The organism is Pseudoxanthomonas sp. PXM01 (assembly GCF_014851815.1).
Classification (GTDB): domain Bacteria; phylum Pseudomonadota; class Gammaproteobacteria; order Xanthomonadales; family Xanthomonadaceae; genus Pseudoxanthomonas_A.
In genome coordinates, this window is the sequence record NZ_JACVAJ010000001.1 from 1,626,779 (window position 1) to 1,652,400 (window position 25,622).

The 25,622-nt window shown below is 64.8% G+C and carries 28 protein-coding genes and 1 tRNA gene; 4 read left to right on the forward strand and 25 right to left on the reverse strand.

The window, feature by feature from the left end; genetic code table 11:
- Positions 1-73: 73 nt before the first annotated feature.
- The 4 genes from IB230_RS07460 to IB230_RS07475 form a co-directional block, all read right to left on the reverse strand.
- Positions 74-1,444 carry a pyridoxal-phosphate dependent enzyme gene (locus IB230_RS07460; RefSeq protein ID WP_192270524.1) on the reverse strand — a complete coding sequence of 457 codons (1,371 nt, stop codon included), beginning with the start codon at positions 1,442-1,444 and terminating at the stop codon, positions 74-76.
- 110 nt (positions 1,445-1,554) lie between these two features.
- Positions 1,555-1,773 carry a YdcH family protein gene (locus tag IB230_RS07465; RefSeq protein ID WP_192270526.1) on the reverse strand — a complete coding sequence of 73 codons (219 nt, stop codon included), beginning with the start codon at positions 1,771-1,773 and terminating at the stop codon, positions 1,555-1,557.
- A 356-nt stretch (positions 1,774-2,129) separates the two neighbouring features.
- A complete protein-coding gene (locus IB230_RS07470) occupies positions 2,130-3,005 on the reverse strand; it encodes a hypothetical protein (protein WP_192271371.1) in 876 nt (291 codons plus the stop codon).
- A 17-nt stretch (positions 3,006-3,022) separates the two neighbouring features.
- Positions 3,023-3,418, reverse strand: a complete 396-nt coding sequence (locus IB230_RS07475) for a DUF4398 domain-containing protein (protein ID WP_192271373.1) — start codon at positions 3,416-3,418, stop codon at positions 3,023-3,025.
- A 93-nt stretch (positions 3,419-3,511) separates the two neighbouring features.
- Here IB230_RS07475 and IB230_RS07480 point away from each other — a divergent pair, with 93 nt between their 5' ends.
- The gene (locus tag IB230_RS07480) at positions 3,512-4,648 is read left to right on the forward strand and encodes a PilT/PilU family type 4a pilus ATPase (RefSeq protein ID WP_192270528.1); all 1,137 of its coding nucleotides are present in this window, start codon (positions 3,512-3,514) and stop codon (positions 4,646-4,648) included.
- A 66-nt stretch (positions 4,649-4,714) separates the two neighbouring features.
- On the opposite strand, the gene maiA is transcribed toward IB230_RS07480, so the two are convergent.
- From maiA to rplM, 6 genes are all read right to left on the reverse strand, one after another.
- Positions 4,715-5,374: a maleylacetoacetate isomerase gene (gene maiA, locus IB230_RS07485; RefSeq protein ID WP_192270530.1), complete on the reverse strand. Its 660-nt coding sequence runs from the start codon at positions 5,372-5,374 to the stop codon at positions 4,715-4,717.
- A gap of 98 nt (positions 5,375-5,472) precedes the next feature.
- Positions 5,473-6,462 (reverse strand): fumarylacetoacetate hydrolase family protein, encoded by a 990-nt coding sequence (locus IB230_RS07490; protein WP_192270532.1) that lies wholly within the window; start codon positions 6,460-6,462, stop codon positions 5,473-5,475.
- Between the two features lie 63 nt (positions 6,463-6,525).
- Positions 6,526-7,272 carry a 2OG-Fe dioxygenase family protein gene (locus tag IB230_RS07495; RefSeq protein WP_225589243.1) on the reverse strand — a complete coding sequence of 249 codons (747 nt, stop codon included), beginning with the start codon at positions 7,270-7,272 and terminating at the stop codon, positions 6,526-6,528.
- A gap of 68 nt (positions 7,273-7,340) precedes the next feature.
- Positions 7,341-7,415, reverse strand: a tRNA-Gln gene (locus tag IB230_RS07500).
- 33 nt (positions 7,416-7,448) lie between these two features.
- The gene (rpsI, locus tag IB230_RS07505) at positions 7,449-7,841 is read right to left on the reverse strand and encodes a 30S ribosomal protein S9 (RefSeq protein WP_192270534.1); all 393 of its coding nucleotides are present in this window, start codon (positions 7,839-7,841) and stop codon (positions 7,449-7,451) included.
- A gap of 2 nt (positions 7,842-7,843) precedes the next feature.
- The gene (gene rplM, locus IB230_RS07510) at positions 7,844-8,272 is read right to left on the reverse strand and encodes a 50S ribosomal protein L13 (protein ID WP_055936916.1); all 429 of its coding nucleotides are present in this window, start codon (positions 8,270-8,272) and stop codon (positions 7,844-7,846) included.
- A 191-nt stretch (positions 8,273-8,463) separates the two neighbouring features.
- On the opposite strand from rplM, the gene coq7 reads away from it, so the two are divergent.
- On the forward strand, positions 8,464-9,105 hold the full coding sequence (gene coq7 / locus IB230_RS07515; RefSeq protein WP_192270536.1) for a 2-polyprenyl-3-methyl-6-methoxy-1,4-benzoquinone monooxygenase: 642 nt from the start codon (positions 8,464-8,466) through the stop codon (positions 9,103-9,105).
- Positions 9,106-9,133: 28 nt separating this feature from the next.
- Here the strand turns inward: coq7 and sugE are convergent, their stop codons facing one another.
- Both sugE and speD read right to left on the reverse strand, forming a co-directional pair.
- The gene (gene sugE / locus IB230_RS07520) at positions 9,134-9,454 is read right to left on the reverse strand and encodes a quaternary ammonium compound efflux SMR transporter SugE (protein WP_192270538.1); all 321 of its coding nucleotides are present in this window, start codon (positions 9,452-9,454) and stop codon (positions 9,134-9,136) included.
- Positions 9,455-9,633: 179 nt separating this feature from the next.
- Complete coding sequence (gene speD / locus IB230_RS07525) at positions 9,634-10,428, reverse strand: adenosylmethionine decarboxylase (RefSeq protein WP_055936923.1); 795 nt, start codon at positions 10,426-10,428, stop codon at positions 9,634-9,636.
- Between the two features lie 186 nt (positions 10,429-10,614).
- Here speD and crp point away from each other — a divergent pair, with 186 nt between their 5' ends.
- Both crp and IB230_RS07535 read left to right on the forward strand, forming a co-directional pair.
- Positions 10,615-11,301, forward strand: coding sequence for a cAMP-activated global transcriptional regulator CRP (crp, locus tag IB230_RS07530; protein WP_225583680.1), 687 nt, complete (start codon positions 10,615-10,617; stop codon positions 11,299-11,301).
- A 375-nt stretch (positions 11,302-11,676) separates the two neighbouring features.
- Entirely contained in the window at positions 11,677-12,426 is a 750-nt protein-coding gene (locus IB230_RS07535; protein ID WP_192270540.1) for a sulfite exporter TauE/SafE family protein, read from the forward strand.
- A 73-nt stretch (positions 12,427-12,499) separates the two neighbouring features.
- On the opposite strand, the gene IB230_RS07540 is transcribed toward IB230_RS07535, so the two are convergent.
- The 13 genes from IB230_RS07540 to IB230_RS07610 form a co-directional block, all read right to left on the reverse strand.
- Positions 12,500-14,344 (reverse strand): peptidoglycan-binding protein, encoded by a 1,845-nt coding sequence (locus tag IB230_RS07540; RefSeq protein ID WP_192270547.1) that lies wholly within the window; start codon positions 14,342-14,344, stop codon positions 12,500-12,502.
- A 97-nt stretch (positions 14,345-14,441) separates the two neighbouring features.
- On the reverse strand, positions 14,442-15,308 hold the full coding sequence (locus tag IB230_RS07545) for a hypothetical protein (protein WP_192270549.1): 867 nt from the start codon (positions 15,306-15,308) through the stop codon (positions 14,442-14,444).
- Between the two features lie 67 nt (positions 15,309-15,375).
- Positions 15,376-15,744: a hypothetical protein gene (locus tag IB230_RS07550; RefSeq protein ID WP_192270551.1), complete on the reverse strand. Its 369-nt coding sequence runs from the start codon at positions 15,742-15,744 to the stop codon at positions 15,376-15,378.
- 54 nt (positions 15,745-15,798) lie between these two features.
- Complete coding sequence (locus IB230_RS07555) at positions 15,799-17,022, reverse strand: lipase (protein WP_192270553.1); 1,224 nt, start codon at positions 17,020-17,022, stop codon at positions 15,799-15,801.
- Positions 17,023-17,024: 2 nt separating this feature from the next.
- Entirely contained in the window at positions 17,025-17,579 is a 555-nt protein-coding gene (locus tag IB230_RS07560; protein WP_192270555.1) for a hypothetical protein, read from the reverse strand.
- 94 nt (positions 17,580-17,673) lie between these two features.
- Positions 17,674-17,862: a hypothetical protein gene (locus IB230_RS07565; RefSeq protein WP_192270557.1), complete on the reverse strand. Its 189-nt coding sequence runs from the start codon at positions 17,860-17,862 to the stop codon at positions 17,674-17,676.
- 71 nt (positions 17,863-17,933) lie between these two features.
- Positions 17,934-18,491 (reverse strand): hypothetical protein, encoded by a 558-nt coding sequence (locus IB230_RS07570; RefSeq protein WP_192270559.1) that lies wholly within the window; start codon positions 18,489-18,491, stop codon positions 17,934-17,936.
- A gap of 1,113 nt (positions 18,492-19,604) precedes the next feature.
- On the reverse strand, positions 19,605-20,675 hold the full coding sequence (locus IB230_RS07585; RefSeq protein WP_225589248.1) for a type IV secretion system protein: 1,071 nt from the start codon (positions 20,673-20,675) through the stop codon (positions 19,605-19,607).
- A 59-nt stretch (positions 20,676-20,734) separates the two neighbouring features.
- Positions 20,735-21,508, reverse strand: coding sequence for a hypothetical protein (locus IB230_RS07590; protein WP_192270563.1), 774 nt, complete (start codon positions 21,506-21,508; stop codon positions 20,735-20,737).
- A gap of 21 nt (positions 21,509-21,529) precedes the next feature.
- The gene (locus IB230_RS07595) at positions 21,530-24,037 is read right to left on the reverse strand and encodes a VirB4 family type IV secretion/conjugal transfer ATPase (RefSeq protein ID WP_192270565.1); all 2,508 of its coding nucleotides are present in this window, start codon (positions 24,035-24,037) and stop codon (positions 21,530-21,532) included.
- A gap of 4 nt (positions 24,038-24,041) precedes the next feature.
- Complete coding sequence (locus tag IB230_RS07600; RefSeq protein WP_192270567.1) at positions 24,042-24,356, reverse strand: VirB3 family type IV secretion system protein; 315 nt, start codon at positions 24,354-24,356, stop codon at positions 24,042-24,044.
- Complete coding sequence (locus IB230_RS07605) at positions 24,349-24,726, reverse strand: TrbC/VirB2 family protein (RefSeq protein WP_192270569.1); 378 nt, start codon at positions 24,724-24,726, stop codon at positions 24,349-24,351. The genes IB230_RS07600 and IB230_RS07605 overlap by 8 nt, the downstream gene beginning before the upstream one ends.
- A 73-nt stretch (positions 24,727-24,799) precedes the next feature.
- Positions 24,800-25,594, reverse strand: a complete 795-nt coding sequence (locus IB230_RS07610; protein WP_192270571.1) for a lytic transglycosylase domain-containing protein — start codon at positions 25,592-25,594, stop codon at positions 24,800-24,802.
- Positions 25,595-25,622: the final 28 nt, after the last annotated feature.

Below are 25,622 nucleotides of genomic sequence, written 5' to 3' on the forward strand. Positions count from 1 at the left end.
CCGGCCATTCTACTGGCCGAGTCTTAACGTATCGTCCATGCGCCGCCCACCCGTGGATGGCAGACCGCGTCGTTTACTGCGCGCGCCGACGCAGGTAGTTGAGCAGGTCAATGCGGGTGATCAGGCCGAGGAACGCCTCCCCATCCGTAATGATGGCTACTTGTCCGCGATCGAACACTGGCAGCAGCGCCTCGATCGGCGAGCGGACGTCCAGCCGGTCCAGCTTGCTGACCATGGCGGTGGAGACCGGGTCGCGGAAACGGGCCTCGTCGCCATAGACATGCAGCAGCACGTCGCTCTCGTCCACGATGCCGGCCAGGCGGTCGCCTTCCATCACGGGCAACTGCGAGACGTCGTACAGCTTCATTCGCTGGTATGCGGTGGTGAGCAGGTCCGTCGGACTGACCACGACCGTATCGCGCTGGCTGTAGGGACGCAGGATCAGGTCGCGCAGATCGCCGTACTGGGTCCGCTCGATGAAACCGTTGTCCAGCATCCAGTAATCGTTGTACATCTTGGACAGGTACTTGTTGCCGGTGTCGCAGACGAACACCAGCACCTTCTTGGGCGTGGTCTGCTCACGGCAGTACTTCAGCGCGGCCGCCAGCAGGGTGCCGGTGGACGAGCCGCCCAGGATGCCCTCTTTCGCCAGCAGGTCGCGCGCGGTGTGGAAGCTTTCACCGTCGCTGATCGCGTAGGCCTTCTTCACCCGGCTGAAATCCGAGATCTGCGGCAGGAAATCCTCGCCGATCCCTTCCACCAGCCAGCTGCCGGACTTGGTGCTGAGGATGCCCTCGTTGATGTACTGGGTCAGGATCGAGCCGACCGGATCGGCCAGCACCATCTCGGTCTGTGGCGAATGCTCGGCGAAGCAGCGCGACAGGCCGCTCATGGTGCCGGAGCTGCCACAGCCGAAGACGATCGCGTCCAGCTGCCCCTCCATCTGGCGCAGGATTTCCGGGCCGGTGCCGAACTCGTGTGCCGCCGGGTTGTCGGGGTTGCCGAACTGGTTGATGAAGTAGGCGCCCGGTGTCTCGCGGGCAATGCGCTCGGCGAGGTCCTGGTAATACTCCGGGTGGCCCTTCGCCACGTCGGAGCGCGTCAGGATGACCTCAGCGCCCATGGCCTTCAGGTTGAAGATCTTTTCCCGGCTCATCTTGTCCGGGACCACCAGCATCAGCTTGTAACCCTTCTGCTGGGCCACCAGGGCCAGACCGATGCCGGTGTTGCCGGCGGTACCTTCCACCAGTGTCGCGCCCGGCTTCAGATCGCCGCGCTTCTCCGCAGCCTCGATCATCGACATGCCGATGCGGTCCTTGATGGACCCGCCCGGATTGGCGCTTTCGAGCTTCAGGTAAAGGGTGCAGAGCCCGGTGTCGAGGCGCCTGGCCTGGACGATCGGCGTGTCGCCGATCAGCTCGAGTACGGAAGAGTGGATCGCCATGCGGCCGTGCATCCGGTGCGGTACGGGACCGGATTATCGCACTAGGGTGACGCGGACGGCGACGGCCGACGAGGAGGCCGTCGCCGCCCGCGACGAGAAAGCGGGGAGGGTCAGTGGGGCTTGGCGTCGTAGATCCGGAGCAATCGCTCCTTGGCGTGCAGCTTCTCGCGCTTCATCTGGCCGAGCAGGGTGTCGTCGATGGGCAGCACGCCGAGTTCGGCGTCGGTGACCTTCTTGTCCAGCTCGCGGTGGCGCTGGTACAGCTGCTTGAATTCCGGATCGGCCTTGATGAGCGCATCGATGTCGGACTGCGGTTGACCTTCGAACATGATCGTTACCTCCTTCAGCGGAAATACGAACGCCCCGGCCTTCACAGGCACGGGGCGTTGGCTTGGGAGCGGAGCATCTGGCCGGCAGCGCGGGCACTTCCCTTGGGAATACCCGCTCCGGCCTGCTTGCCGGCGGCGGTCTCCTGGGGGATCGGTACGGGCGTCATCGGGTCGATTCTCCGGTGAGCCAAGCGACGGGAGCCGCTTGGGTATACGACCCTACTCCTCGACTTCCAGCCCGGCAAGGGCTGGCTTAAATATTTGATTTACAAGGAAAGACATCCAGTGGCGAACATTCAGGCAATTCGCCCGCAAGCCACCGGAGTTCGTTCAACCGACTGATTTACATGACGAAATCAGTGCGTGACCACGACTTCCAACGCACGTGCCTTGCTGCCGGTGCCCTTGGCGGCACTCTGCAGGCGCGCTTTCGGAATGCCTGCCGCGACCAGTGCGTCGCGCAGCGCATCCGCGCGGCGCTGACCGGGTGTCTGGCTGTCGCCATACCCCTCCAGCCGGGCACGGGCCTTCGGGTTGGCCTGCAGGTAGGCGGCCAGGGCCTTGGCGCTGGCAGTGCCGCCTGAGGACAGCTTGGCAGAACCGTTGCCGAACGCATCGGCTCCCAGGGTGAAGACCTCGCCGCGCGCCTCGAACTTCGACGCAGGCAGCTTGGTGCCGGAGACCAGTTCGGCCTCTTCGCGCGCCAGCTTCAACTCGCGCTGGCGTGCCGCGCTCAGGCGGTTGGCCTGCTGGCCGGCCACCGTGTCCAGTGTGGTTTCGGCTTCCTGTCGTGCAAGGGCTTCGGCTTCGGCGGCCAGGCGCAGGCGTTCGGTTTCCTCGGCCTGGATCTGCGCCTGCACGCGCAGGCGTTCGGCCTCGCGACGCGCCTTCTCGGCTTCGCGGCGGCTGGCTTCCACCAGCAGTTCGCTGCGGGTGCGGTCCAGCCGGTCCACGTCACGGCGAGCCGCCTGCGTACGCGCGGCGATCTCGGCGATCTCGATGCGACGCTCGGCGATGTACTGCGCCGTCTCGCGCTGGCTGCGACGCGCTTTGTCGAAGGCTGCGATGGCGTGCTGGGCCTGCAGCTTTTCGTAGGCGGCCATCTCGGCAAGCACCGGATCGGCCTGCAGGGCCGCCAGTCGCTGGTTCAACTGCACGACCACCGGATTGTCGGCCGCCACCGCGCCCGACGATGCCATGGCAAGGGCGAGCCCCAGCGCGGTCGAATGCATGCTCGTGCGGAGGGCGCTCATCGCTTGTTCTCCCCGCCGATCTGCCGTTGCAGGTCGGCGATCTCCGCCTGACGCTGCGCCACCTCGGCCAGCGCCACGGCCTCCTGGCTGCGTGCGCGGGCGAGATCGGCCTCGACAGCGGCCCGCTGCGCGAGGTCCAGCGTCTTTTTCTTGTCGCGTGCGGCATGCGCCGCCTGGGCCTGCGCCAGTGTCTGCCGTGCGGCAGCCAGCGGCTCGGGCGCGTACTGGTCGGCGTCGGCCTGGTCGGCGCGCTGAACCGCCTGCACGGCGGCTTCGAGCTCCGGGGTCAACGCGCTCTGTGCGAAAGCGGGTGCGCCCGACAGGGCCAGTGCCGCTACTGCGGCGGCCATCACATGCAGGGGCCTGCGGAAGTGTGCGAAGCTAACGATCATTGGGGTGCCGTGACGTTGAGGGGTGCGCGCGGCCATTGTCGGAAGCCTTTGGCGCCGTTGCAACGTCGCCGCGCATCGTGGGGAGCTTTGCATATGGACATCGGCTATTTCCTGAAGCTGATGACCGAGAAGAACGCCTCGGACATGTTCCTCACGACCGGGGCGCCGGTCTACATCAAGATCGAGGGCAAGCTCTACCCGCTGGGCAACACCGGCCTGCCACCCGGCATGGTCAAGAAAATCGCCTATTCGCTGATGGACGAGGGCCAGGTGCCCGTGTTCGAGCGCGAGCTCGAGCTCAACATGGCCATCGCCCTGCAGGACGCCGGCCGTTTCCGCGTCAACGTGTTCAAGCAGCGCGGAGAAGTGGGCATGGTCATCCGTGCCATCCGCAGCGTGATCCCGACCATCGAGGAGCTGAACCTGCCGCCGGTGCTGAAGGACATCATCATGACCCCGCGCGGGCTGGTGCTGATCGTCGGCTCCACCGGCTCGGGCAAGTCGACCTCGCTGGCGTCGATGATCGACTACCGGAACACCACCAGCACCGGCCATATCCTCACCATCGAGGATCCGATCGAGTACCTGCACAAGCACAAGCAGTCGATCGTCAACCAGCGCGAAGTCGGCCTGGATACGCATGCCTTCCACAACGCGCTGAAGAACGCGATGCGCGAGGCGCCGGACGTCATCCTGATCGGCGAGATCCTGGACGCCACCACGATGGAGGCCGCCATCGCCTTCGCCGAGACCGGCCATCTGTGCCTGGCGACGCTGCACTCCAACAACGCGGACCAGACCATCGAGCGCATCCTCAACTTCTTCCCCGAGAGCGCGCACAAGAACGTGCTGATGAACCTGGCGCTGAACCTGCGCGCCGTGGTCTCGCAGCGCCTGGTGAAGGGTGCCGACGGTCGCCGCATGCCGGCAGCCGAAGTGCTGATCAACACGCCGATGATCCGCGACCTGTTGCGTCGCGGCCAGGTGCACGAGATCAAGGCGGCGATGGAGGAGTCGCTGGAGGAAGGCATGGAGACCTTCGACCAGTGCCTGTTCCGCATGGTCAAGGAAGGCCAGATCGAGCAGGAGGAAGCGCTGCGCGCCGCCGATTCGCGCGACGGCCTGGCGCTCAAGTTCCGCCTGTCCGAAGGCAGCAAGGGCGAGCACGACCCCTACGCGGATTACGACACCGGCAGCAGCTCCCCGCGCATCACCCACGGCTTCGGCTGACGAAGGGTCGCGACACGGCGGAGAGGAACGGGCAGGGAAACCTGCCCGCTTTCATTAGGGAGCCGATCAGCCGTTGGCGTCAGGCTGGTTCTCGGGCCGCGCCTGGTCGAACGCCGGCAGGGCCAGGCAGGCCTGCTCGATGCGGACGATGGTCGGGAAGGCGCTCATGTCGACGCCGAACCGGCGCGCGTTGAATACCTGCGGCACCAGACAGCAGTCCGCCAGGCCTGGCGTCTGCCCGTGGCAGAAGGCGCCCGTCGCGGCATCGCCTGCCAGCAGCGCTTCCATCGGCGTGAATCCCTCCACGATCCAGTGCTTCACCCAGTCGTCGCGTTCGGGCTGGGGTACGTTCCAGGTGCCTTCGAAATGCTGCAGCACCCGCAGGTTGTTGAGCGGATGGATGTCGCACGCCACCATCAGGGCCAGTGCCCGCACCCGGGCGCGGTCGCGGGCCGTCATCGGCAGCAGGCGCGGTGAGGGCCAGGCTTCGTCGAGGTATTCCAGGATGGCCAGCGACTGCCGGATCACCCGCACGCCGTGCTGCAGCGTGGGCACCATGTGCTGGGGATTCTTGGCGACATAGTCCGGCGCGTGCTGCTGGCCACCGTCGCGGACCAGATGCACGGGCACGGTCTCGTAGGCCAGGCCCTTGAGGTTCAGGCCGATGCGCACGCGATAGGCAGCGCTGGAGCGCCAGTAGGAATACAGCCTGAGTTGCTCAGCCATGCAAGCCGCTCCCCGCGGTTTGCGCCTTCGAATGCCCGGATTCCACGTCCATGCCTGCCCCGCTCCGTCGAGGGTTCACACTGGGCCCGGGCGCGGCTTCAAGGCAAGGGTTGTGGTTCGATCCGCTGCTCGATCGCACCAAAAATGGAACGGCCGTCACGGTCCGTCATTTCGATACGGACCACGTCGCCGAAGCGCATGAACGGCGTGGACGGCTTGCCGTCGCGCAGCGTCTCCACGGTGCGCTTTTCGGCGAAGCAGGAGGCGCCTTTGGAGGTGTCCTCGTTGGCGATGGTGCCCGAACCGACGATGGTGCCGGCCGACAGCGGCCGCGTCTTGGCCGCGTGCGCGACCAGTTGGGAGAAATCGAACTGCATGTCCACGCCCGCTTCCGGTGCCCCGAACCATTCACCATTGATGTGCGTCACCAGCGGCAGGTGCACCTTGTTGTCGCGCCAGGCGTCGTCCAGTTCGTCCGGCGTCACGAACACCGGCGACAGCGCCGAGCGCGGCTTGGACTGCAGGAAGCCGAAGCCCTTGGCCAGCTCGCCCGGGATCAGGTTGCGCAGCGACACGTCATTGACCAGACCGACCAGCTGGATGTGGCCGGCCGCCTGCGCCGGCGTCACCGCCATGGGTACGTCATCGGTGATGACGACAATCTCGGCTTCCAGGTCGATGCCATGGTCTTCGCTGACCACCTTCACCGGATCGCGCGGGCCGTAGAACGCGGCACTGGTGCCCTGGTACATCAGCGGATCGGTGTAGAAGCTCGCGGGAACCTCGGCATTGCGGGCGCGGCGGACACGCTCCACGTGCGGCAGGTAGGCACTGCCGTCAACGAACTCGTACGCGCGCGGCAACGGCGCGGCCAGTGCCTGTAGATCGATGTCGAACGCGCCGTCGGCGTCGCCGGCGTTCAACGATTCGTACAGTGCGTTGAGGCGCGGTGCGGTGTTGCTCCAGTCCTCCAGCGCGCGCTGCAGGGTTGGCGCGATGCCGGTGGCGCGCACGCCGCGGGCCAGATCACGCGACACCACGATCAGCGTACCGTCGCGACCACCTTCCTTCAGGGAACCCAGCTTCATCGCCACTCCAGATGCCGGCGCCCACGCGCCATGGTTTCAATTGTAATCAAATAGTCGGCGCGGTCAGCCTGTCGCCGAATCACCCTGGAAGCCATCCCGGCGGAAGGTCAGCACCAGCGTATCGCGGTGTCCGTGGTCGCCCAAAGGCTGGATCGGGGTGGATTCGTGGATCACACGTTCGTCGTCGAGGAACAACAGGGACCACGGCGCTTCAAGCGTGAAGCGCTGCCCGTCCGGTCCGGCCGCGGCGAACACCCGGGTTTCGCCGCCCTTGATGCCCTGCCGGTCCAGCAGCAGCACTGCGACGAAATCAACGCCGTCACGGTGGGCACCTTCCGGGGTCGGTCGACCGATGCCGTCGGTGGTGTCGATGCGGAACTGGTGCGCCTCGACATACCACGGGCGCTCGCCTTTCAGCACGGAACACCAGCGCCCCAATCCCATCAGCAGTTGGCGCCAGCCAAGTGCGTTGGCAACGGCAGGTTCGATCGGTTCGAACCAGCGCTGCATCCCCCCGTGCAAAGCGTTGTAGTCCAGCGACTGCCAGTGCGCGCGATGTGGCGCCTGTCGCATGTCGCCCACCTCGACGACAAAGCACGAATGCCGTCGCCGCCGGTAACGACCACCGTCCTTGAGGTAACCGTCCACGTCCAGCCGGTCCCAGCTCGGCAACAGCGCGTCGAGCACATCAAGATCGGCGCCGACCGCTTCGGCCATGGCGCGCGGCTCCAGCACGACGTAACCGCGCTCCTGCATGCGGCGCAGGGCCTCGTCGGGTGGGCAGAACGGCGGCTGGAACATCGCGACCATGGCAGATCCCCTCAACGCAAAAACCCGCCAGAGGCGGGCTTTTGCGGATGTCCGGTTGGACGTCGAATTGGCAGCCCCGGATGGATTCGAACCACCGAATGCCTGAGTCAGAGTCAGGTGCCTTACCGCTTGGCGACGGGGCTGTGTAACCAGTGACGCGTAGTGTAGCGCGTCTGTTAGCGCTTGGAGAACTGCGTGGCGCGACGTGCCTTGTGCAGACCGACCTTCTTACGCTCGACTTCGCGGGCGTCGCGGGTCATGAAGCCTGCCTTGCGCAGTTCCGACTTCAGGGTTTCATCGTATTCCACCAGCGCGCGGGCGATGCCCAGGCGGATGGCGCCGGCCTGGCCGGTGATGCCGCCACCGGTGGTGGTCACGGTGATGTCGAAGTTTTCGACGTTCTTGGTCAGCTCCAGCGGCTGGCGCACGATCATGCGGCCGGTTTCGCGGCCGAAGAACTCGTCCAGCGGACGACCGTTGACCGTGATGTTGCCGGAACCCTTGCGCAGGAACACGCGGGCGGTGGAGGACTTGCGACGGCCGGTGCCGTAGTTCTGAGTGATAGCCATGATTAGATGTCCAGGACCTGCGGCTGCTGAGCGGCGTGCGGATGATTCGGGCCTGCGTAGACCTTGAGCTTGCGATACATGTCGCGGCCCAGCGGACCCTTCGGCAGCATGCCCTTCACGGCGGTCTCGATGACGCGTTCCGGGTGGCGCTCCAGCGCCTGCGCCAGGGTCTCGGTCTTCAGGTTGCCGATGTAGCCGGTGAAGCGGTGGTACTTCTTGTCGGCCAGCTTGTTGCCGGTGACATGGATCTTCTCGGCGTTGATCACGACGAGGTAGTCGCCGGTGTCAACGTGAGGGGTATAGACGGGCTTGTGCTTGCCGCGGAGGCGGCGTGCCAGCTCGGTGGACAGGCGACCGAGGGTCTTGCCTGCTGCGTCGACGACGTACCAGTCGCGCTGGACGGTCTCGGACTTGGCGGTAAAGGTGCTCATGTGTATCTCGTGTGTCTGGTCGGGCGGATTCCGCGGTTTCCCGGGCGGAACTTTGCCACGCGTTGTGAAGGGTGAAACGGAAGAGGCGGGATTGTACGGGGCCTTGCCGCAGTGCGCAACCCCAGGAATGCCCCGGTCCGCCACGTCCTCCGGGGCAGACGCGGGGTCGATGGAGGCGGCACAATGACCACATGAACACGCGGACCTTCTCGCCCCTCGACCATTGGCTGGTGGAGGCGCAGCGCGGCCTGGACACCGTCTTCGGCAACCCGCCCGCCCAGCGCACCAATCCGGCCGGGGACACCCCCGAGGTCGCCCTGGAACCGGACGAGCAGCGCCATGCCGCCGGCCTGATGCGCATCAATCATGTCGGCGAGGTCTGCGCCCAGGGCCTGTACTTCGGCCAGGCCGCCGTGGCCCGGGACGAGACCACCCGCGCCCACCTGCTGGAGGCCGCCCAGGAGGAGACCGACCACCTGGCCTGGTGCGCCGACCGCCTGCGCGAGCTGGACAGCCGTCCCAGCCTGTTCAACCCGCTGTGGTACGCCGGCAGCTACGCGCTCGGCGCCCTCGCCGGCCTGCGCGGCGATGGCTGGAGCCTCGGTTTCGTCGTCGAGACCGAGCACCAGGTGGAAGCCCACCTGGATGAGCACCTGGAATCTCTGCCACCCGCCGACCTGCGCAGCCGCGAGATCCTCAAGGTCATGAAGGCCGACGAGGCCCGCCATGCGGATCACGCGGAACAGGCCGGCGCACGCACCCTGCCCCAGCCGATTCCGACGCTGATGGCAGGCGCATCGAACCTGATGAAGGCCGTCGCGTACCGCCTTTGAGGCACGCAACTGCCCACCCCACCCCGCCCTACGAGGCAGACGCCAGCTTCAGGCCCACGATGCCGGCCACGATCAGGCCGATGCAGGCCAGTCGCGCGGCGGTCGCGGGCTCCTGGAACAGCCACATGCCGACGAAGGCCGTGCCCACCGCGCCGATGCCCACCCAGATCACGTAACCCGTGCCCAGCGGGATGTGCTTGAGCGCCACCGCCAGCAACCAGAAGCTCGCCGCCGCGGCGACCGCTGTTATCACGCTTGGCCAAAGGCGACTGAAGCCTTCCGAATACTTCAAGCCCACCGCCCACACGACTTCCAGCAATCCCGCCAACACCAGATAGACCCACGCCATACGTCACCTCCTCAGGTTTTGCCCGGGCCATAACGCGAAACGGCCCGGAACTCGCGTTCCGGACCGCCGTCGGTCCTGATGCGCGGCTTGCGCCGCGGGCGGGTCGTCCCGCCGTTCTGTGTGGGCAGACTAGCGCAGGCCACCCGAACCGGATGTAACCCGCGCCCGCCGCCAACCCGTCATTCCGGCAGGTTGCGCCCGTGGTACAGCTCTTCGATCTCCCGCTTCAGGCGCGCCTCGATCTTCATGCGCTCCTTGAACGACAGGTTCTTGGCCTTCTCCTCGAACAGGTAGTTGTCGAGGTCGAACTCCTTCAGGTGCATCTTCGTGTGGAAGATGTTTTCCTGGTAGACGTTCACGTCGAGCATCTCGTAGCGCGACTTGATGTTCTTGGCCAGGAAATCCTGGATCGAATTGATCTTGTGGTCGATATAGTGCTTCTTGCCCTTCACGTCACGGGTGAAACCGCGCACGCGGTAATCCATGATGACGATGTCGGATTCGAGGCTCTCGATCAGGTAGTTCAGCGCCTTCAGCGGCGAAATCACGCCGCAGGTCGCCACGTCGATGTCGGCACGGAAAGTCGCGATGCCGTTGTCCGGATGGGTCTCCGGATACGTGTGCACGGTGATGTGCGACTTGTCCATGTGGGCCACCACCGCGTCGGAGATGATCTCCTTGCCCGCATCCTTCTTGTCGATCACCGGCTCCTCGGAGATGAGGATCGTCACCGACGCACCCTGCGGGTCGTAGTCCTGGCGGGCCACGTTCAGGATGTTGGCGCCGATGATCTCCGCCACATCCGTCAGGATCTGGGTCAGGCGATCGGCGTTGTATTCCTCGTCGATGTACTCGATGTAACGACGGCGCTCGTCCTCGGACGAGGCGTAGCACACGTCGTAGATGTTGAAGCTCAGCGCCTTGGTGAGGTTGTTGAAGCCTTGCAGCCGCAGGCGAGGCAGGGGTTTTACCACGGCGGTGGTCCCTCTCAGGGGGTGTCGGATAAGGGGGCGGATTATGCGCCATAGCGGGTGACAGTGAAATGTCCATGGCCCGCCCGTCGGTACACCGTCACATACTGGCCCAGCCCTTGCATGGCCTGCGTTTGCCGTCGGCTACGTATTCGGACTAAGCTTCCTGAATTACAAGCCGTGACCACCATGAGCCCAGGCATCCCCCTTTCAGCCCCCGCTCGCCCCGCCGCCAGCCCCCTGACGCCGGACAACGCCACGCTTGAGCGCTTCCTGGCCCACAGCCACCGGCGCCGCTACCCGGCACGCGCGGATGTCTTCCGCCCGGGTGACCCGGCCGGCACGCTCTATTACGTGGTCAGCGGCTCGGTCAGCATCATCACCGAGGAAGACGACGACCGCGAGCTGGTCCTCGGCTACTTCGGGTCCGGCGAATTCGTCGGCGAGATGGGCCTGTTCATCGAATCCGACCGGCGCGAAGTCATCCTCCGCACCCGCACCCAGTGCGAACTGGCGGAAGTGAGCTACGAGCGCCTGCACCAGCTGTTCCTGGGCACGCTGTCGGCCGACGCCCCCAAGCTGCTGTACGCCATCGGCGCGCAGCTCTCGCGGCGTTTACTGGACACCAGCAGGAAGGCCAGCCGCCTGGCGTTCCTGGACGTCACCGACCGCATCATCCGCACCCTGCACGACCTGGCCCGCGAACCGGAAGCCATGAGCCATCCCCAGGGCACCCAACTGCGCGTCTCCCGCCAAGAGCTGGCACGCCTGGTCGGCTGCTCGCGCGAGATGGCCGGCCGCGTGCTGAAGAAGCTCCAGGCGGACGGTGCCCTCCACGCACGCGGCAAGACCGTCGTGCTGTACGGCACCCGCTGATCGCATCGGGCATGCGGTCGGTCCTCCGGGACCTGCCGCCGTCGGGGCAAGCCGCCCTGTCCCGTTACATCCACAGCGAATAGCACGGCGACATCAACAATGTTGCGTTCTCGCTGTGCCATCCGGTCCTGTCCGCACACCTGCCGGTGTCGACGCCCCCTAGAACGAAAACAGTGATCTGCCCGCTGCGCAGATGGCCTGCGTTGCGAACTAACCACCGCCCTCCCTCGCGCCGACGCGCATTCGCTCCATGGCACCTGCGATGTTACGTCACGCCGCTGCGTTCCCACCGCGCGCTCGACCCGGCGTGATCGGCCACACCCTGTATCCTGCTGGCGATACCCACGGCACCCCACGCCGACTGGAAACATCGGGATGGAGTTCGGCAGCGAGTTCTTCTGGTTCGTCCTCATCGGTCTTGGCGCGCAACTCGTCGATGGCGCGCTCGGCATGGCGTTCGGCCTGATCTGCTCGTCGATCCTGCTCAGCATGGGCCTGCCGCCGGCCGCCGTCAGCGCCAGCGTGCACGCCGCCGAAGTGGTCACCACAGGGGTCTCGGGCGCCTCGCACGCCTACTTCCGCAACATCGACAAGCGTCTGTTCTGGCGACTGACGATCGCCGGCTCCATCGGTGGTGCGATCGGCGCCTACGTGCTGACCAAGTTGCCCGGCGATGCCATCCGCCCGTTCGTCTATCTCTACCTGCTGGCGTTGGCGGTGCTGATTCTGGTGCGCTCGTTCGGTCGCTGGATGCCGCGCGAGCAGGTCAAGCGCGTACCGGTGCTCGGCTTTTTTGCCGGCCTGCTCGATGCCACCGGCGGTGGCGGCTGGGGCCCCTTGGCCACGTCCACCCTGCTCGCTCGCGGCGGCCAGGTGCGCACGACCATCGGCACCGTCAGCGCCTCGGAATTCGTGGTGACGCTGGTAGTGTCGATCACCTTCATCCTGACCATCGGCCTGGATCATCTGGAGATCGTGCTGGGTCTGCTGGTCGGTGGCGCCATCGCCGCACCCTTCGCGGCGTGGTTCGTGCGGCATGTCCCCGAGCGGGTCGTGCTGAAAGTGGTCGGGCTGCTGGTGCTATGCATCAGCCTGTATCAGATCGGACGCGCCTGGCTGGCCTGAGCACGGGCGCCCGATGCGCATCGTGCCGGGACGCATGGGCCGGTGTCCCGGCCCATGCGCCGTGATCCCTCCGTCAGCGCGTAGCCCCTGTCTGGTCGCGTGGCTGTACGACCTGCTGATCGGCGATCGGCAGCTCCTTCTGCTGCCATCCCTGCCCGCCCGGCGTCTTCAGATAATCATCCAGCGCCTGCCGCATGGCGCGATCATCGCCGCCGTGCATCGCCGCGAACATACGATCCACGAACGAGCGCTGCGCATCTTCACCACGCGTATTCTGGGGTGTGGTCTCCGCCGGCGTCGTCTCGCGTGCGACATCGCGCGTGGCCGTCGCCATCGCCTCACGCGAGCGGTCGCCGTACTCGCCATCCACCTTCAGTCCACGATCCGCCTGGAACGCGCGCAGGGCGTGCTCGGTCTGCGGACCGAACTTGCCTGACGCGGTCTCCAGCGGCTCGCCATTGGCGCCGCGATAGCCCAACTGGTTGAGCTGCTGCTGCAACTCGCGCACGGAGGTGCCCGACGAGCCGTCGCGAAGCACTTCAGGGGAGGCGGTCCGCGCAGGAACCGCAGCGTCGCGTTCGGCGCCTTGCAGGTGCGGCAGCGGATCCACCTGCCGACCATCGCGCCACATCTCGAAGTGCAGGTGCGTGTCGCCCTGCGCGGGCGTGTTGCCGGTCCTGCCCATGGTGCCGATCTGCTGCCCGGCTTCCACGCGCTGCCCACTGCGCACGCTGAACTCGTCGAGATGGAAGTATTTGGTCAGCGTGCCGTCGTCGTGCCTCACGTGCACGGTATTACCGGCGGCGTCGTTGTTCGGCTTCACCACCACCGTTCCCGCGGCGACGGCCACCACCGGGTCGCCGACATCGCCCTGGATGTCGATGCCGCCATGGCGGCGGCCACCGCTGCGTGGCGTACCGAACTCGCCCCGGCCCTCACGCGGCTTGTCGGCTTCGTTGATGTCGCGGTTGCCCGGCGTCGGCCACACCAGCCCACCATCGCGCTGTTGCGCTTCCACGGCCTGCGCGCGGTTGCGCTCCTGTTCGGGCAACGCAAGCTGTTGGGCGATCGCTTCGCGCGTGCGTGCATCGGCAGTGCCGGTCGCTTCAAGCTGGTTTGCCGTCTGGAAAGCACGGACAGCTTCCTGTGTCTTGCCGCCGTAGACCCCCGAGCGCGTTTCCAGTTCCGCACCCTGGCCATCCCGGAAGCCAAGCTGGTTCAACGAGGTCTGCAGGGCGCGGACTTCTTCGCCGCGCTCACCGCTTTGCAGCACACCGTCCGCCAACGGTGACGTGCGTTCGCGGATGGCCGCATCGGGCTGACCGGCCTGGATGCCGCGGTCGGGGATGTTGATGGCGGCATACTTGCCATTCCAGTATTGCGAGTACGTCGTCGCCAGATCGCGATCGCTGAGTCCGCGCAGTTCGGAAGGTGCGCGACCGGTCAGCCGCTCGACGTCGAGGTCGCTGATGTTGTTGAGGATGTTCCTGCGCGTATTGGTGCGCGTGAACTCGCCCGCCTCGATGGCATTCTGGATGGACGCGTAGCCGGCGGCGCCCTGCTGGTGCGCCAGGTAGAGGTCCAGCCCACTCGGCGTCTCGTTTCCGGACAGGAAATCGTGTCCGCTTCGTGCCTGGCGGCGCGTGATATCGCCGAGATTGTCCGAATACAACGCCGCTGCCGCGCGCGTATTCACCACAGGATCGAACTCCCGACCCGATATCCCATACTGTTCGGCGGTATCCGGCATGAACTGGAACAGTCCCTTGGCTCCGCTGGGATTGTTCGCGTCCGGGTTGAAACGACCTCCCGTCTCGATATAGGCGAACCGCAGGAAATCGTCGCGGGGAATTCCGCTCTCCTGCGCTTGCCTCTCGATGATGTCGAGGATCTGCTCACGTGTGTACTGACTGGCCATCGTTGGCTCCTTTGCTGATGTGCGCGACCGGGCGGTCGCAGGACGTCAACCGGGCCCCTCCGTGGGCCTGATGCAAGTCGGTCAACTGGAAATCGGACTACTTTTTGTAGCGCTCGCTCGTCTCGTCGAAGGTGTAGACCACGTCATCCGCGCTGGTCATGTCGCGGACCTTCCCGGGCGAGGCGATGGTGGTGCCCTTGGAAGACACCTTCAGGGTTGGCAGGCCCTCACCCGCGCGCTCGAACGTCAGCGTCCCGGCGCTGGCGACACATGGCATGACCTCCCCGCCATCGCATGCGTCACTGTTGTCGTCGCCGACAGGAATGCTGCCCAGATACCCCCACTGCCTGAAGCCCAGCTTGTCCACACTGTCGGGATCGAAGAGGAGCAGGCTGAACATGCGGACATCGGTACCATTCACGAAATCCAGGGTCGGCACCGCCAGCAGGTAGCGACCGTCGCCGGTGGTGAACGACTGCGCCTTGCGCGAATCATCGACCTGCTCTGGCCGCCCCATCCTGCCGAACTCGCCGACATACCCGTCCGTATCAGGCTTGGACCACTCGGCCGTGCCGTCCTTCTCGACGCGCGTGAAAGTCGCCTGGGAAATGGCGACGTGCTCCGGATCCATCATGCCGTTGTCACCTTCCGGACCTTCGCCCTGACTCTTGCTGCCGAAGCCGGTGAAGTAGTGCTTCCCTTTCAGGTCGAACGCATGGCCATACCAGTAGCTGACCGTGGCACCGCCATCGATCTTGTAGCTGACCGCACCGTCGCCGTCGCGCTGGTAGATGAAATACAACACGCTGTCCGCGGAGGGCGGCTTCAGCTCTGACATGTCCTGATCCTTCTTCTGGGGGGCTGCATCCTGGGTCGTCGCATCTGCGGCTCGTGGCGCCTGCGCATCGCAGCCACCGGCGAGCACCGCCATCGAAACCAGGAGCAGGGAGGAAAGCTGTTTCATGTGCTGAAACCTCATGTGGTCATTTCGATTCGTTGACGCGGCGGCTCTTCGTGGATCGTCGTCGGCATCAGTGGCTGATGGGGCTGTATTCGGGGCGCCCCCCTCCCTCCCACCGTCCCGAGGTGATGGCTTGCGGACACACGCTCAGGTACTGGCGGAGGGACATCGTGTCGTCCTGCGTCCAGTCCTTGCCGTAGGGATTCGGTGGCCGGCAGTAAGGCATCATCATGTACGCACCGGTGAACGGTGGCATCGGCTTCCAGCATGGCGCGGGATTCCGCTTGATGTCCTGCCCCTGCGTGCAGAACACGAAGGGATCATCCATGCGGTAGTACAGCCGCTGGTAGTAGCCGCTGGATTGCGCACCGGACTGCGCACTGAGGTCGAACAGCACCAGCAGGCCCAGCGGGATGACGAACTTCATTCCTCGTTTCATGGCTACGTTCCTCGTAGTGCATGGACACTCTTTTCCTGCGTTCCGTCGGGAGCATCAACGTGCGACGTCCATCGGCGTCGGCGTCCGCGGCTCCGCCTGGAGGTTCGGTGCGCGCTCCTGCGACGCCAGTTCGCGCTGATGCGTTTCCATCCGCTCCCGCCACGCCTGGCCTGCAGGTGACGCCTGAAGATCGCCCTGCGCCAGCTGCAGCGCTGCGGGATCGCGATCGCGTGCCGCCGTCAGCAGTATCTCCACGTCGGGATTCGCTCGCCACGCGTTGCGTGATGCGTCATCGCCCTGGCGTGGCGTGTCGACCTGTGATGTGCGACCGGTGCGCTGACGCTCACCGCGCGCCGCCGGCTCGCCTGCGGGCAGCGGGCCACGGATATGATCGATTCCATCCAGCACCAGACCGACGGGACCGCGTGCCGTCACGGTGACGCCACGACGCAGGTCGCCGACATCGTCGCGGTAGTCCGCGATGATCCGACGATGTTCCTCGGCGAGTCGTCGTGCATTCGGATCCTCCAACGCGGAACGATCCGGCCGGCCATCCCCGTCCACCGGCAGGAAGTTGTGCATGCTGTGCGAGCCGCCGGACATCACGGATGCGGTCAGCGGCATATCCCGCTGCAGGAGATCACGGACGATGTTGTCGTGGTATCCCGTCCGGTGCAGGGTCTCGATCTCCTGCGCCATCGCGTAGGTTCGCACCTGGCCATAGTGGGGACTGGCGGAACTGACGGCGTCCACGGCCATCACGTGGTTGATGACGCGATCGCCTCCCTCCGGGATCCGCCGGTCCAGACTGGCCGCGCCGTAGGCATTGAATGTTTCTCCGCGCAGATCGAAGTGGTGCGCTGATACCTGCGCCAGCGTGCCGCCAAGCGAATGCCCCGTGACCGTCACTTCGGGAGCGGTCCTGCCAGGCTCGCGCCCTATTCGTTCGGCGTACTCGACGGCGCGACGCGTCAGCTCGACCGCATCGCCCGCCTGACTGTTGGTGCGCGTGAACACCATGCCCGCATCGGCGATCACGCCATCACGGAACGCCTCGCGACCGAACTCGGTGCCACGATGGGCCACGACCACCGCACCACTGCCTTCATGCTGGTAGATGGTGCCCTGGTAACCCGTGCGCGGATTGTCGACGTAGTCCACCACGCGATAGCGCTCGCCGCCGACCACCACGTCCTTGTTGAGCAGATCGTGCATCTGCCCGCCACGATCGTAGCTGTGGTCCGCCAGATGGGCGTACTGCTGTGGGGTGAGTCCCATGATCAGGCCTCCCTGGCGGTCAGCACGATGCCGAAGAACTCATCGCGCTGGTCTACCGGCACTTTCTGCAGGTCCGGCTGGCCGAAATCCCGGAAGCCTTCCGCGCCGGCTTCCCTCGGATAGCGTGCCTTCCAGTAATGGAACGCTTTCGGCGCGCCCTGCGGCAGCTCGTCTCCGTTGAGCTTGGCGATGAAATGGGTATCGCCTTGGTCGCCCGGCGCGCGTAGCTGCACCTGCGCCTGGATCAGCGCCCATCGGCACACGCCGCGGCCGTGGTACTCGGCGTCGACCATGCCGTCGGTGTAGAACGTGCCGCTGTACTCGCTGTCGGACACGCGCTCGAGACGGAACGGGATGTCGTGCGTCGGCACGGGCGAGGTATGACCGCCGGGATTGTCCTTCGGCGGCGGCAGACACTCCTTGTTGACGACATCGTACTGGGCGGCGCTGGACACCACCTCCAGCGGGCCGGGTGCGCCCTCGATACGCAGCGTCAGCCGATAAGCCTGACGCGGGGCGGGATTCTCGGTGAATTGCGGGCTGGTCTGGCTGTTCATGGCACCACTGCATGCGGTAGGGAAAAGAAGGGACATCGCGAGCAGGTACGTAGGCCTGCGCACGGGCCGTAGGGAGGTCGTCATGACGAGTTCCTCATCGCGTCAGCTCTGCGGGCGTCTGCGGCTCGAGCGGCTGGCGATGAACGTCCTGTTGTTGATGTGCGACCGCCTCCTCATCGCTTTCGACATGCGGATAGATCGTTCCTTGATGGCCGGTTCGCGCACTGTCCACGAAGCGGAGGACTTTATACTTCCCACCTTCCACTTCGACCACCTTGCCCACGAGCTGTCGCACGTCACATGCGCGATCGTAGCTGTGCTCCGTGAGGTTGGTGTACTGATGCGATCCAGGTCTCATCGCCCGGCCTCCGCGGCGGTTATCGAGACGGAGAAGAGGTCCCCCCGCAGGTCTTCCCGGATGTCTTTCCTGCTCGTCACTCCGTAGTCCGGGAAATCTTCCAGGGAGGAGCGCGGATAGCCGCCTTTCCAGTAGTAGACCGTCTTGGCGCCACCGCTGGACAGTTCATCCTTGTCCAGGCTGACGATGAACCGGGTCTCGCCATCAGCGCCACTTGCCTTCAGTTGCACCTGCGCCTGGATCACTGCCCATCGACAGATACCGCGACCGTGGTAGTCCTCATCGATCATCCCATCCGCATGGAAAATGCCCGTGTATTCGGTATCCGAGACGCGCTCCAGCTGAAACGGGATGTCATGGGTGGGGACCGGGGAAAGATGGCCTCCCGGGTTGTCATTTGGCACGGGCAGGCATGCCGGGGTGACGACGTCGTGCTGCGTCGCGCTGACCGTCACCTTGAGGGGGCCGGGCGCGTCGTGTATGTGCATGCGAAACCGGTACGCCTGCACCGGGCTGGGGTTTTCCTTGTATTGGGGCCGCTGTTTCTTGTCCATGGCGTCACTGCATGCAGTTCCTGAGATCAACAGAAATCCGAGAAGACAGGCCATCCATCGTTGATTCGACACCACTGAATCTCCTCCGCATGAAGGCCTCATCGCCGTAGAATCGGTGCCGTGCAATTCGAGTAGATGACACGGCATTCATGCCCGCCATTTCCATTTCGGCAAATGGGAAGAACCAGTCGACTCGCCTCTTCTATCGTTGGAGCATCCTGGTAGAACCCGACCATCCTTCCCTGCAGTTCCACGGGCTCCGCAATCACGGCACAGGTGTTCTCGTAGGAGAAAACTGCCTTGCAGCCTTTTCCGCCCATTGACTCGCACTTCCTTACAGCCGCCTTCTGAGCGGAGCTACGCGAAGACTCACCCGTCGACGCTCCCACCTTTGAAGAAAGAACATCCTCTGCCATTGCCCCCCACGTAAGCATCCAGCGTGGCGCGCGAGCAGGAGGCGCAGTAGTTCCACCCGTAGGCAAACATTGGGAGTTTCCCGGCGTCACGCCTTGCGGGCAGGCTGTCTGCGCGAAGGCAGAAGAGCTACCGGCAGCCAGAGCAACGCCAGCCATCAAGATCCGGGAATGACATGCGCGACGACCGATCATGTCCCGCTCTAGTTAACCAGCACTGGAAGGGAACAGTTCGAGTAATTGACCTTACAAGGCCTGCCATTAAGTGCGCCGCACCTCGGTAGCGCAAGACTGGAAGCCTCCTCGATGTCCTTGCCATTTTGATAGTAGGCAATGGAACTACCTGCGGCGTCGATTGGCTCTGCCACGACAGCACAACTGTTCTTGTAATCGTACGCAGGCTTGCAGTTGATCCCACCCATCGCGACGCACTTTCTCTTCGCTTCGCGTCTTGCCGCTGCTTTCGTCAGTTGGCCTACCGAGGTTCCGACATACCCCTTCTCTTCGTCTTCCGCCATGGCACCCCAGGTTGTGCGCCAGCGGGGTGGCGGCGCTGCCTGCTCTCCCGGCGCGCCAGTTGGCAGGCACTGCGAGCTACCAGGAGTTACTCCTTGCGGGCAAGCCATTTGCGCCGACACACTGGCCCCGCACATCAGAAGTCCGAGGGACGCGCATCTCCACAAGATCAAACCTCGGAGTCTCATGAGTACGTCCTCGACGATGTTTGTGCTGCCGCGGACGGAGCGCCCGCATCCGCCCTCTCAATGGGCGCCTGTGTTGTCGGATACATCGATCTACCCTGTCCGGGCTGCATCGCCTGCCCTTGCCCAAACGCGTTGTACGCCATGAACTGACCGACCGTCCCTTGGAAGAACGCGGCGGCCATGGGTGGCACCGTGACCAGGAACAGCGTCATCAGCAGGCCGAGTCCGCCCTGCTGCATGGCCATGCTGCTCACACCCTGTGGCGACGCTTGTGCCGCGAGCGCCACCAGGTACTGGGCTACGTAGGCGCCTGCGACCGCCCCAAGCAGTTTCGAGATCATCGAGACCGTGAAGCTGAGTACCGCCAGCGAGAACATCGTGCCGATGCCGTACCAGACCCATTTCTGGAACATGCCCTTCGTCTGTTCGAATCCAAGGCACAGGATGAAGAACGGCCCGAAACCGACGAACAGCGCCATCGCCATCTTGTACATCAACAGGATCGCGCCACCCATCAATGACGGTCCTGCGACGCCCACGCCGGTGAACCACATGGTCCGGGTCTTGGCTGCCTGCAGCGTTTCATCGAAGCTGGTGTACAGCGCATCGATGGCCACCATCGCGGCTTCCATCTGCTGCAGGTTGTCGTCGATGGTGTCTTCCGGGCCTTCGTCCTCGTTGGTCACCAGCTGGTTGATGGTGCGTGGCATGTCGTCGGTCAGCAGCTGATGGATGCTGCTGCTGCCCAGCGCGAAGGTCGTGGCCACCGTGATGATCAACACCCACTTCAGCGATTTGACTACCAGCTCCATCATGAACTGCCGCGACTGGCCGGTGACGATGCGATACCCCTGCAACAGCACCCAGAGCGTCAGCAGGACGAAGGCCACGCCGCCCACCCACTCGGCCATCGCACCGAGCAGGTTGTCGCGGAAGACGCTGATCTCCTCGTCCACCCAATCGAAGATGAGGCGGAAGAACGCCCAGCGCTCGACGGCGCCTATCGCCGCCTCCATGCTCCTCAGCAGGAAGGCGAGCCCGTTGTCCAATGAAGGCAAGTGCACCATGTTTCATTCCTTCGTATGGCGGCGACGCATCCTGCGTCGCTGCCCGTGTCCCGATCAGGTCAGTTGCGGCGCGTGGACTGCACGGCATCCAGCGCTAGCTTCAACGTGCCGATGCCGACTGCGCCGCCGATGATGCCGCCGAGTCCGCCTGACGTGTCTCCCTTTCCGTCCAGTGCCTGCTGCGCAAGCGTCTTGCTGGCTTCCTGCAGGTAGCCGATGCGCGCGACGTAGGCATCCATGTAGGTCTGCTGCTGCTGGCGATCGATCTCCATCTGCGACATGAGCAGCAGGATGCGGTTCGTGTTGTCCTGCAGTTTGCCGACCTCATGGCTGCGGATGTTGCCGCGCTGCCGCTTGAGCTCGTCCAGGTAACGCTGGCGTTGCGTGGTGACGTCGTACATCTTCAGCGAGTAGTTGTACTTCGCCAGTTCCGTGTTCACGATCTCGCGGCACAGCTGGTACTGCTGCTGGGCGATGCCGCTGCTGGCCTGCTTGCAGCGGTTGTCGGCATTCATGTTGACGCCGCTCTGGGTCGGCTGCGCGTGCTGAAGCTTCTCCTCCGGCTCAGGCGCGGCCTTGCTGTCGTCGTTGTTGCCGTTGAACGATTCGAAGACCTGCTGCTGGTACAGCTCACGCAGGTTTCCGTTCACCGTACCGTTGCCATTGCCGTTCGCACTCGTCGTGCCGATGCGGCCGTTCATGTCCTGGAGCTTGGTGTTGGCGGCGTTGTCTACCACCCGCCATTGCGCCTGTGCGCTGGCAGCGGTACCGAGCCCCATGATCAGCAGGGCGATGGCGATGCAGGTGGCGGTATGCGATGTCGGCTGGTTCATGGTTATGTCCTCGGCTATCCGTCAGCGCTGGATGCTGGAGTAGGTGGGCCGCGTGGCGCGCGGGCCGGTGGAGCGGTCTTCCCGTGGAGACGATGGAACAGGCGCTTCCCGGCGGGTGCGCGACCCTTTGCGCTCCTGCTGGAAGCGCGGCAGCCACTGCTCGGGCAGCAGGTCGGCCTTGTCGATGCCGAGGCGAAGCGCCTCGTCGTCGACGATCCTGTGCATGATCTCGATGTTGTCGGTGCTGGCCGAGATCACCGCCAGCGCATCGTCCATGCCGCGCAGGTTGAGCTGGCAGACCGTCGACGCGTGACCCTGCTTGACCAGGAAGCAACGGGAGCGCTCGTCCAGGCTCTTGATCACCTCGAACTCCGCATCGGTCAGCTTCAGGCCGTCGATGTAGTCCTCGCGTGCCGCGTTCGGATTGGGCAGCAGGATCAGCGTGGCCGTCTGTTCGATGAGGGCAGCCGAGATGTCGCTGGCCAGCGCATCCTCCGGGCTCTGGGTGGCGAAGATACCGAGGCCGTTCTGCTTCCGGATCGTCTTCTGCTTGTTTTTCGCGAAGTCCTTCAGCGCGCCGCCGCCGTCGAGGATCTTCCAGAACTCGTCCATCACATAGATCAGTGGCCGGCCGTCGATCAGTTCCTCCAGCCGGTGCAGCAGGTAATTGATCACCGGCACGCGGATCTCGGCATTCTCGATGACGTCGGTGTAATCGAACCCGATGATGCTGGCGCGACTGAGGTCGATGGTGTCCACGGGGTTGTCGAAGACCCAACCCAGTGCATTCCCCGCCGTCCACTTGCGCAGGCGTGCGTACAGGCCATCGTCGCCCATGTTGGGCAGGCTCTTCTGGAAGTTGGTCATCGAGCGTAGGTGCAGCGGCATGTCCAGCATGGCCTCCACCGCGCGGAAGACGTCCTCGTCCTCGCGCGCGGTGTAATGGGCCTTGCCCGCCAGGACCTTGACCAGGCCGGCGAGGAACTGCACGTTGGCGTCGGTGCGCTCGCACTGGAACGGATTGAACCCGGTCGGCTGTCCGTTCTCCAACGCCAGGTAGTTGCCGCCGCAGGCGCGCACGAAGATCTCCGCGCCGCGATCCTTGTCGAAGAAGAAGATCGTCGGCACCGGGTCGAACTTCTGCACCTGGCTGAGCAGGAAGTTAATCAGCGCCGTCTTGCCGGTGCCCGACTTGCCGATGACCATCGTATTGGCGATCGCCTTCTCGCCCAGCGAGTTCTCGGCCGGATGGGTGGCGTGGAAGTTGAAGTAGTACGGCTGCCCGTTGGTGGTCTGCAGCACGGTGACGCTGTCGCCCCACGGATTGTTGTCGCGCTTGCCGGTCGCGAAATTGTGCAGCGGCGACAGGCCCAAGAAGTTCAGGGAACTGACGTTCGCAAGCCGCGTCCGGTAGCGCCAGTTCCCCGGCAACTGGGAGTAGAACGACGAGCAGACGGCCAGGTCTTCCTTGGCCGAGACGAAGCCCGCGTTGGAAAGCTCGGCACGGGCGACCGCCAGGTTCTGCGACAGGCGCTGCTGGTCTTCGGCATACAGCGCCATGATGAAGTGGTATTCACCCAGGACGAAATTGCCGGAAGCCACCTGGTCCATTGCATGGTCCAGCTCGGCGATCTGGCTGACCGCCTTGTCGCCTGACGAGATCATCATGCCCTTGGTTCGATCCAGCACCTTCAGCGCGTCCTGCCGCCCCATCGGGCTGAACGAGTGGGTGATGACGTACTCGAAGTCGAGGTACTTCAACCCGTTGAGGATGCCGGGCCAGGTGCCGTCCGTGTACTCCTTGATGTTGAGGATGGCACCGAAGTGGTTCTGTCCGTCGGGCGTACTGACGACGAAGTCGCCCGTCTTCGACGAGAACATGTGCCGGCTGACGGCGAGATAGTCGTACAGCGGCGCGCGCAGCACAGGAACCGGCTCCGAGATACGATTGAGCAGGAAGCCGAAGAACTCGAGCGTCTCGGAGAACACGCCGCCGGCGTCGGACTCGTACATGCCCAGCCGGACCGGCGCGTAATCCTTGAGCACCGCTTCCACGTTGCCGGCAAGTTCCAAGAGCTTGCCCACCGCCTGTTCCTGCTCGGCCTGCAGGCGCGGGATGCTGGCCGACTTCTCGACGAACTTCTTTCCCATCACGATGGGCCGGTAGATCATCGTGAGGTACAACTCGTTCTGCATGATCTTCTGCGACGACAGCGCATCGAAGTACCCGTCCGAGAGTTCCTGGTTGAACGCCTGACCGTAGCGTGCCCCCTGGCGGACACGTCCACGCCGCCGCAGATCGTGCACCCAGAACGCCACGTTGACGAAGTCCGGCGCGCGCAGGGTCTGCAGCATGCGATTGAACGTGTTGTGGCGATGCTCCAGTTCCCATTCCTCGCGCCCGACGAAAGGCAGGCCGTCCAGCCGCCACGTCAACAGGAAGTCGCCACCCGTCGTCTTGACCACGTGCGGCGACACATGGGCGGACAGCGGAATGAACTCGGCGATGGACAGGTCGGGCGCGAGCATGGGATCAGTCCGGAATCGAATCGTCGAAACGCTGGCGGTAGGCATTGGGCGTGAACACCCACATGCCTTCGTGATGGCGCACGTTCCGGACCCTGGTCCGGAACTGCAAACGCAGGCCGATCAGCCGGAAGATCATCTCGTCGCGGCGCGCCATCTGCCGCATGATGAAAATGACGACCGGCAGCAGGGCCAGCCAGAACATGTTGAAGTAGAACGTGAGCAGCAGGCAGCCACCCGCCGCGATCGTGAAGGGTATGTAAGGAACCCCCATGAACATCGGCGGGCGCGTGCACCCTCTGAACAGCACGTTCTTATGCATGGTTGGCCAGCATCTGGACCACCAGCATCGTCGTGCCGGAGGTGACGTCTTCGGGCACCAGCATCCGGGAGATCTGCGCCGCGGCGCCGATCAGGAATCCGCCGATCAGCACCGGCGCCACATCGCCGATCCGCTTGTGGTTGAAGGCGATCTGGTAGCCCGCGAAGATCACCGCGATCGTCACGACAGCGATCGAGGCCACATTGAGCAGGTTGTTGATGTTGGTGAAGAACGTGGTGACACGTCCTGCGGCGGCTTCGCCATCCTGGGCGAACGCCAGTTCGGGCATGGCCAGGGCCGCGACAGCGACCAGTGCCATGACGAGGGCGGCGGAGACTTGCTTGGCTTGCATCACATGCGTGTTGTTCATGGTAGACCCCATTGGTGGTTGCAACGGTGGATGGCACTTTCGCGTGCCGTTAAGCCATCCCTGGCGGGTGTTGCTAGAAGACGAAAGCGTCATCCCTCCCGGATGTCTGCACGACCGGTGGCGCTGAGGGCGCCACGGTGGTGTTCTGGTGATACGCCTGCACCAGGACGGGTGCATCGGCCGAAGCCTTCGCGACAGTTGGTGAGGCTGCCGGCGATGCGGGCGCCGCGGCGGGGAGCGGTGTCGGCACGGGAGCTGGCCGTGTCGCCGCAACAGCAGCGGATGCGACGACCCGGTCCGGCCGCGCCTCTTCGACGCGCCGCGCGACGCGCGACGAAACGGCGGCTGCGGCCGGCCGGCGGGTGGTGCCCCCGGGCTTCGGTGCGGTACGGCGATCGATGACCGCGATGGCGGGCGCGGCATCGTTCCCGGCCGTCCGCTGCCAGGATGCGAACACCTTCTGCACGTAGCCGTGGCGGTATCCGGTGGTGAAGTTGCCGGAGTAATAGCAACTGAAGGCCTTGCCCCAGTCCTTGCCGGAACGCGAGTAGCACTCGGCCAGGATGCGCGAGCCCGCCTGCAGGTTGGGGCAGACGTCGAATGCCTTTTCGTAGCTGTCCAGACCCTGCCGCGTCAGGTTGTAGCGGTTGACCTGTGCCAGCCCAAGCGAGAAGTTGTAACCGCGGTCTTCCAGCATGCGTGCGGTCGACAGCGCCTCGGGCAGGTTGCGTGGCTGCCGCGCCAGCCGCCCCCCCACCACGCCGATCGCGTAGGGGTTGAACGAGGACTCGACCTTCACGACGTGTTCCATCACCGTCGGCGGGACCGCCAGCCCGGTGCAGCCCATCAGCTCCATGCCAGGCAGCATCAGCAGACCCTCCCAACGGCGGAAGGTA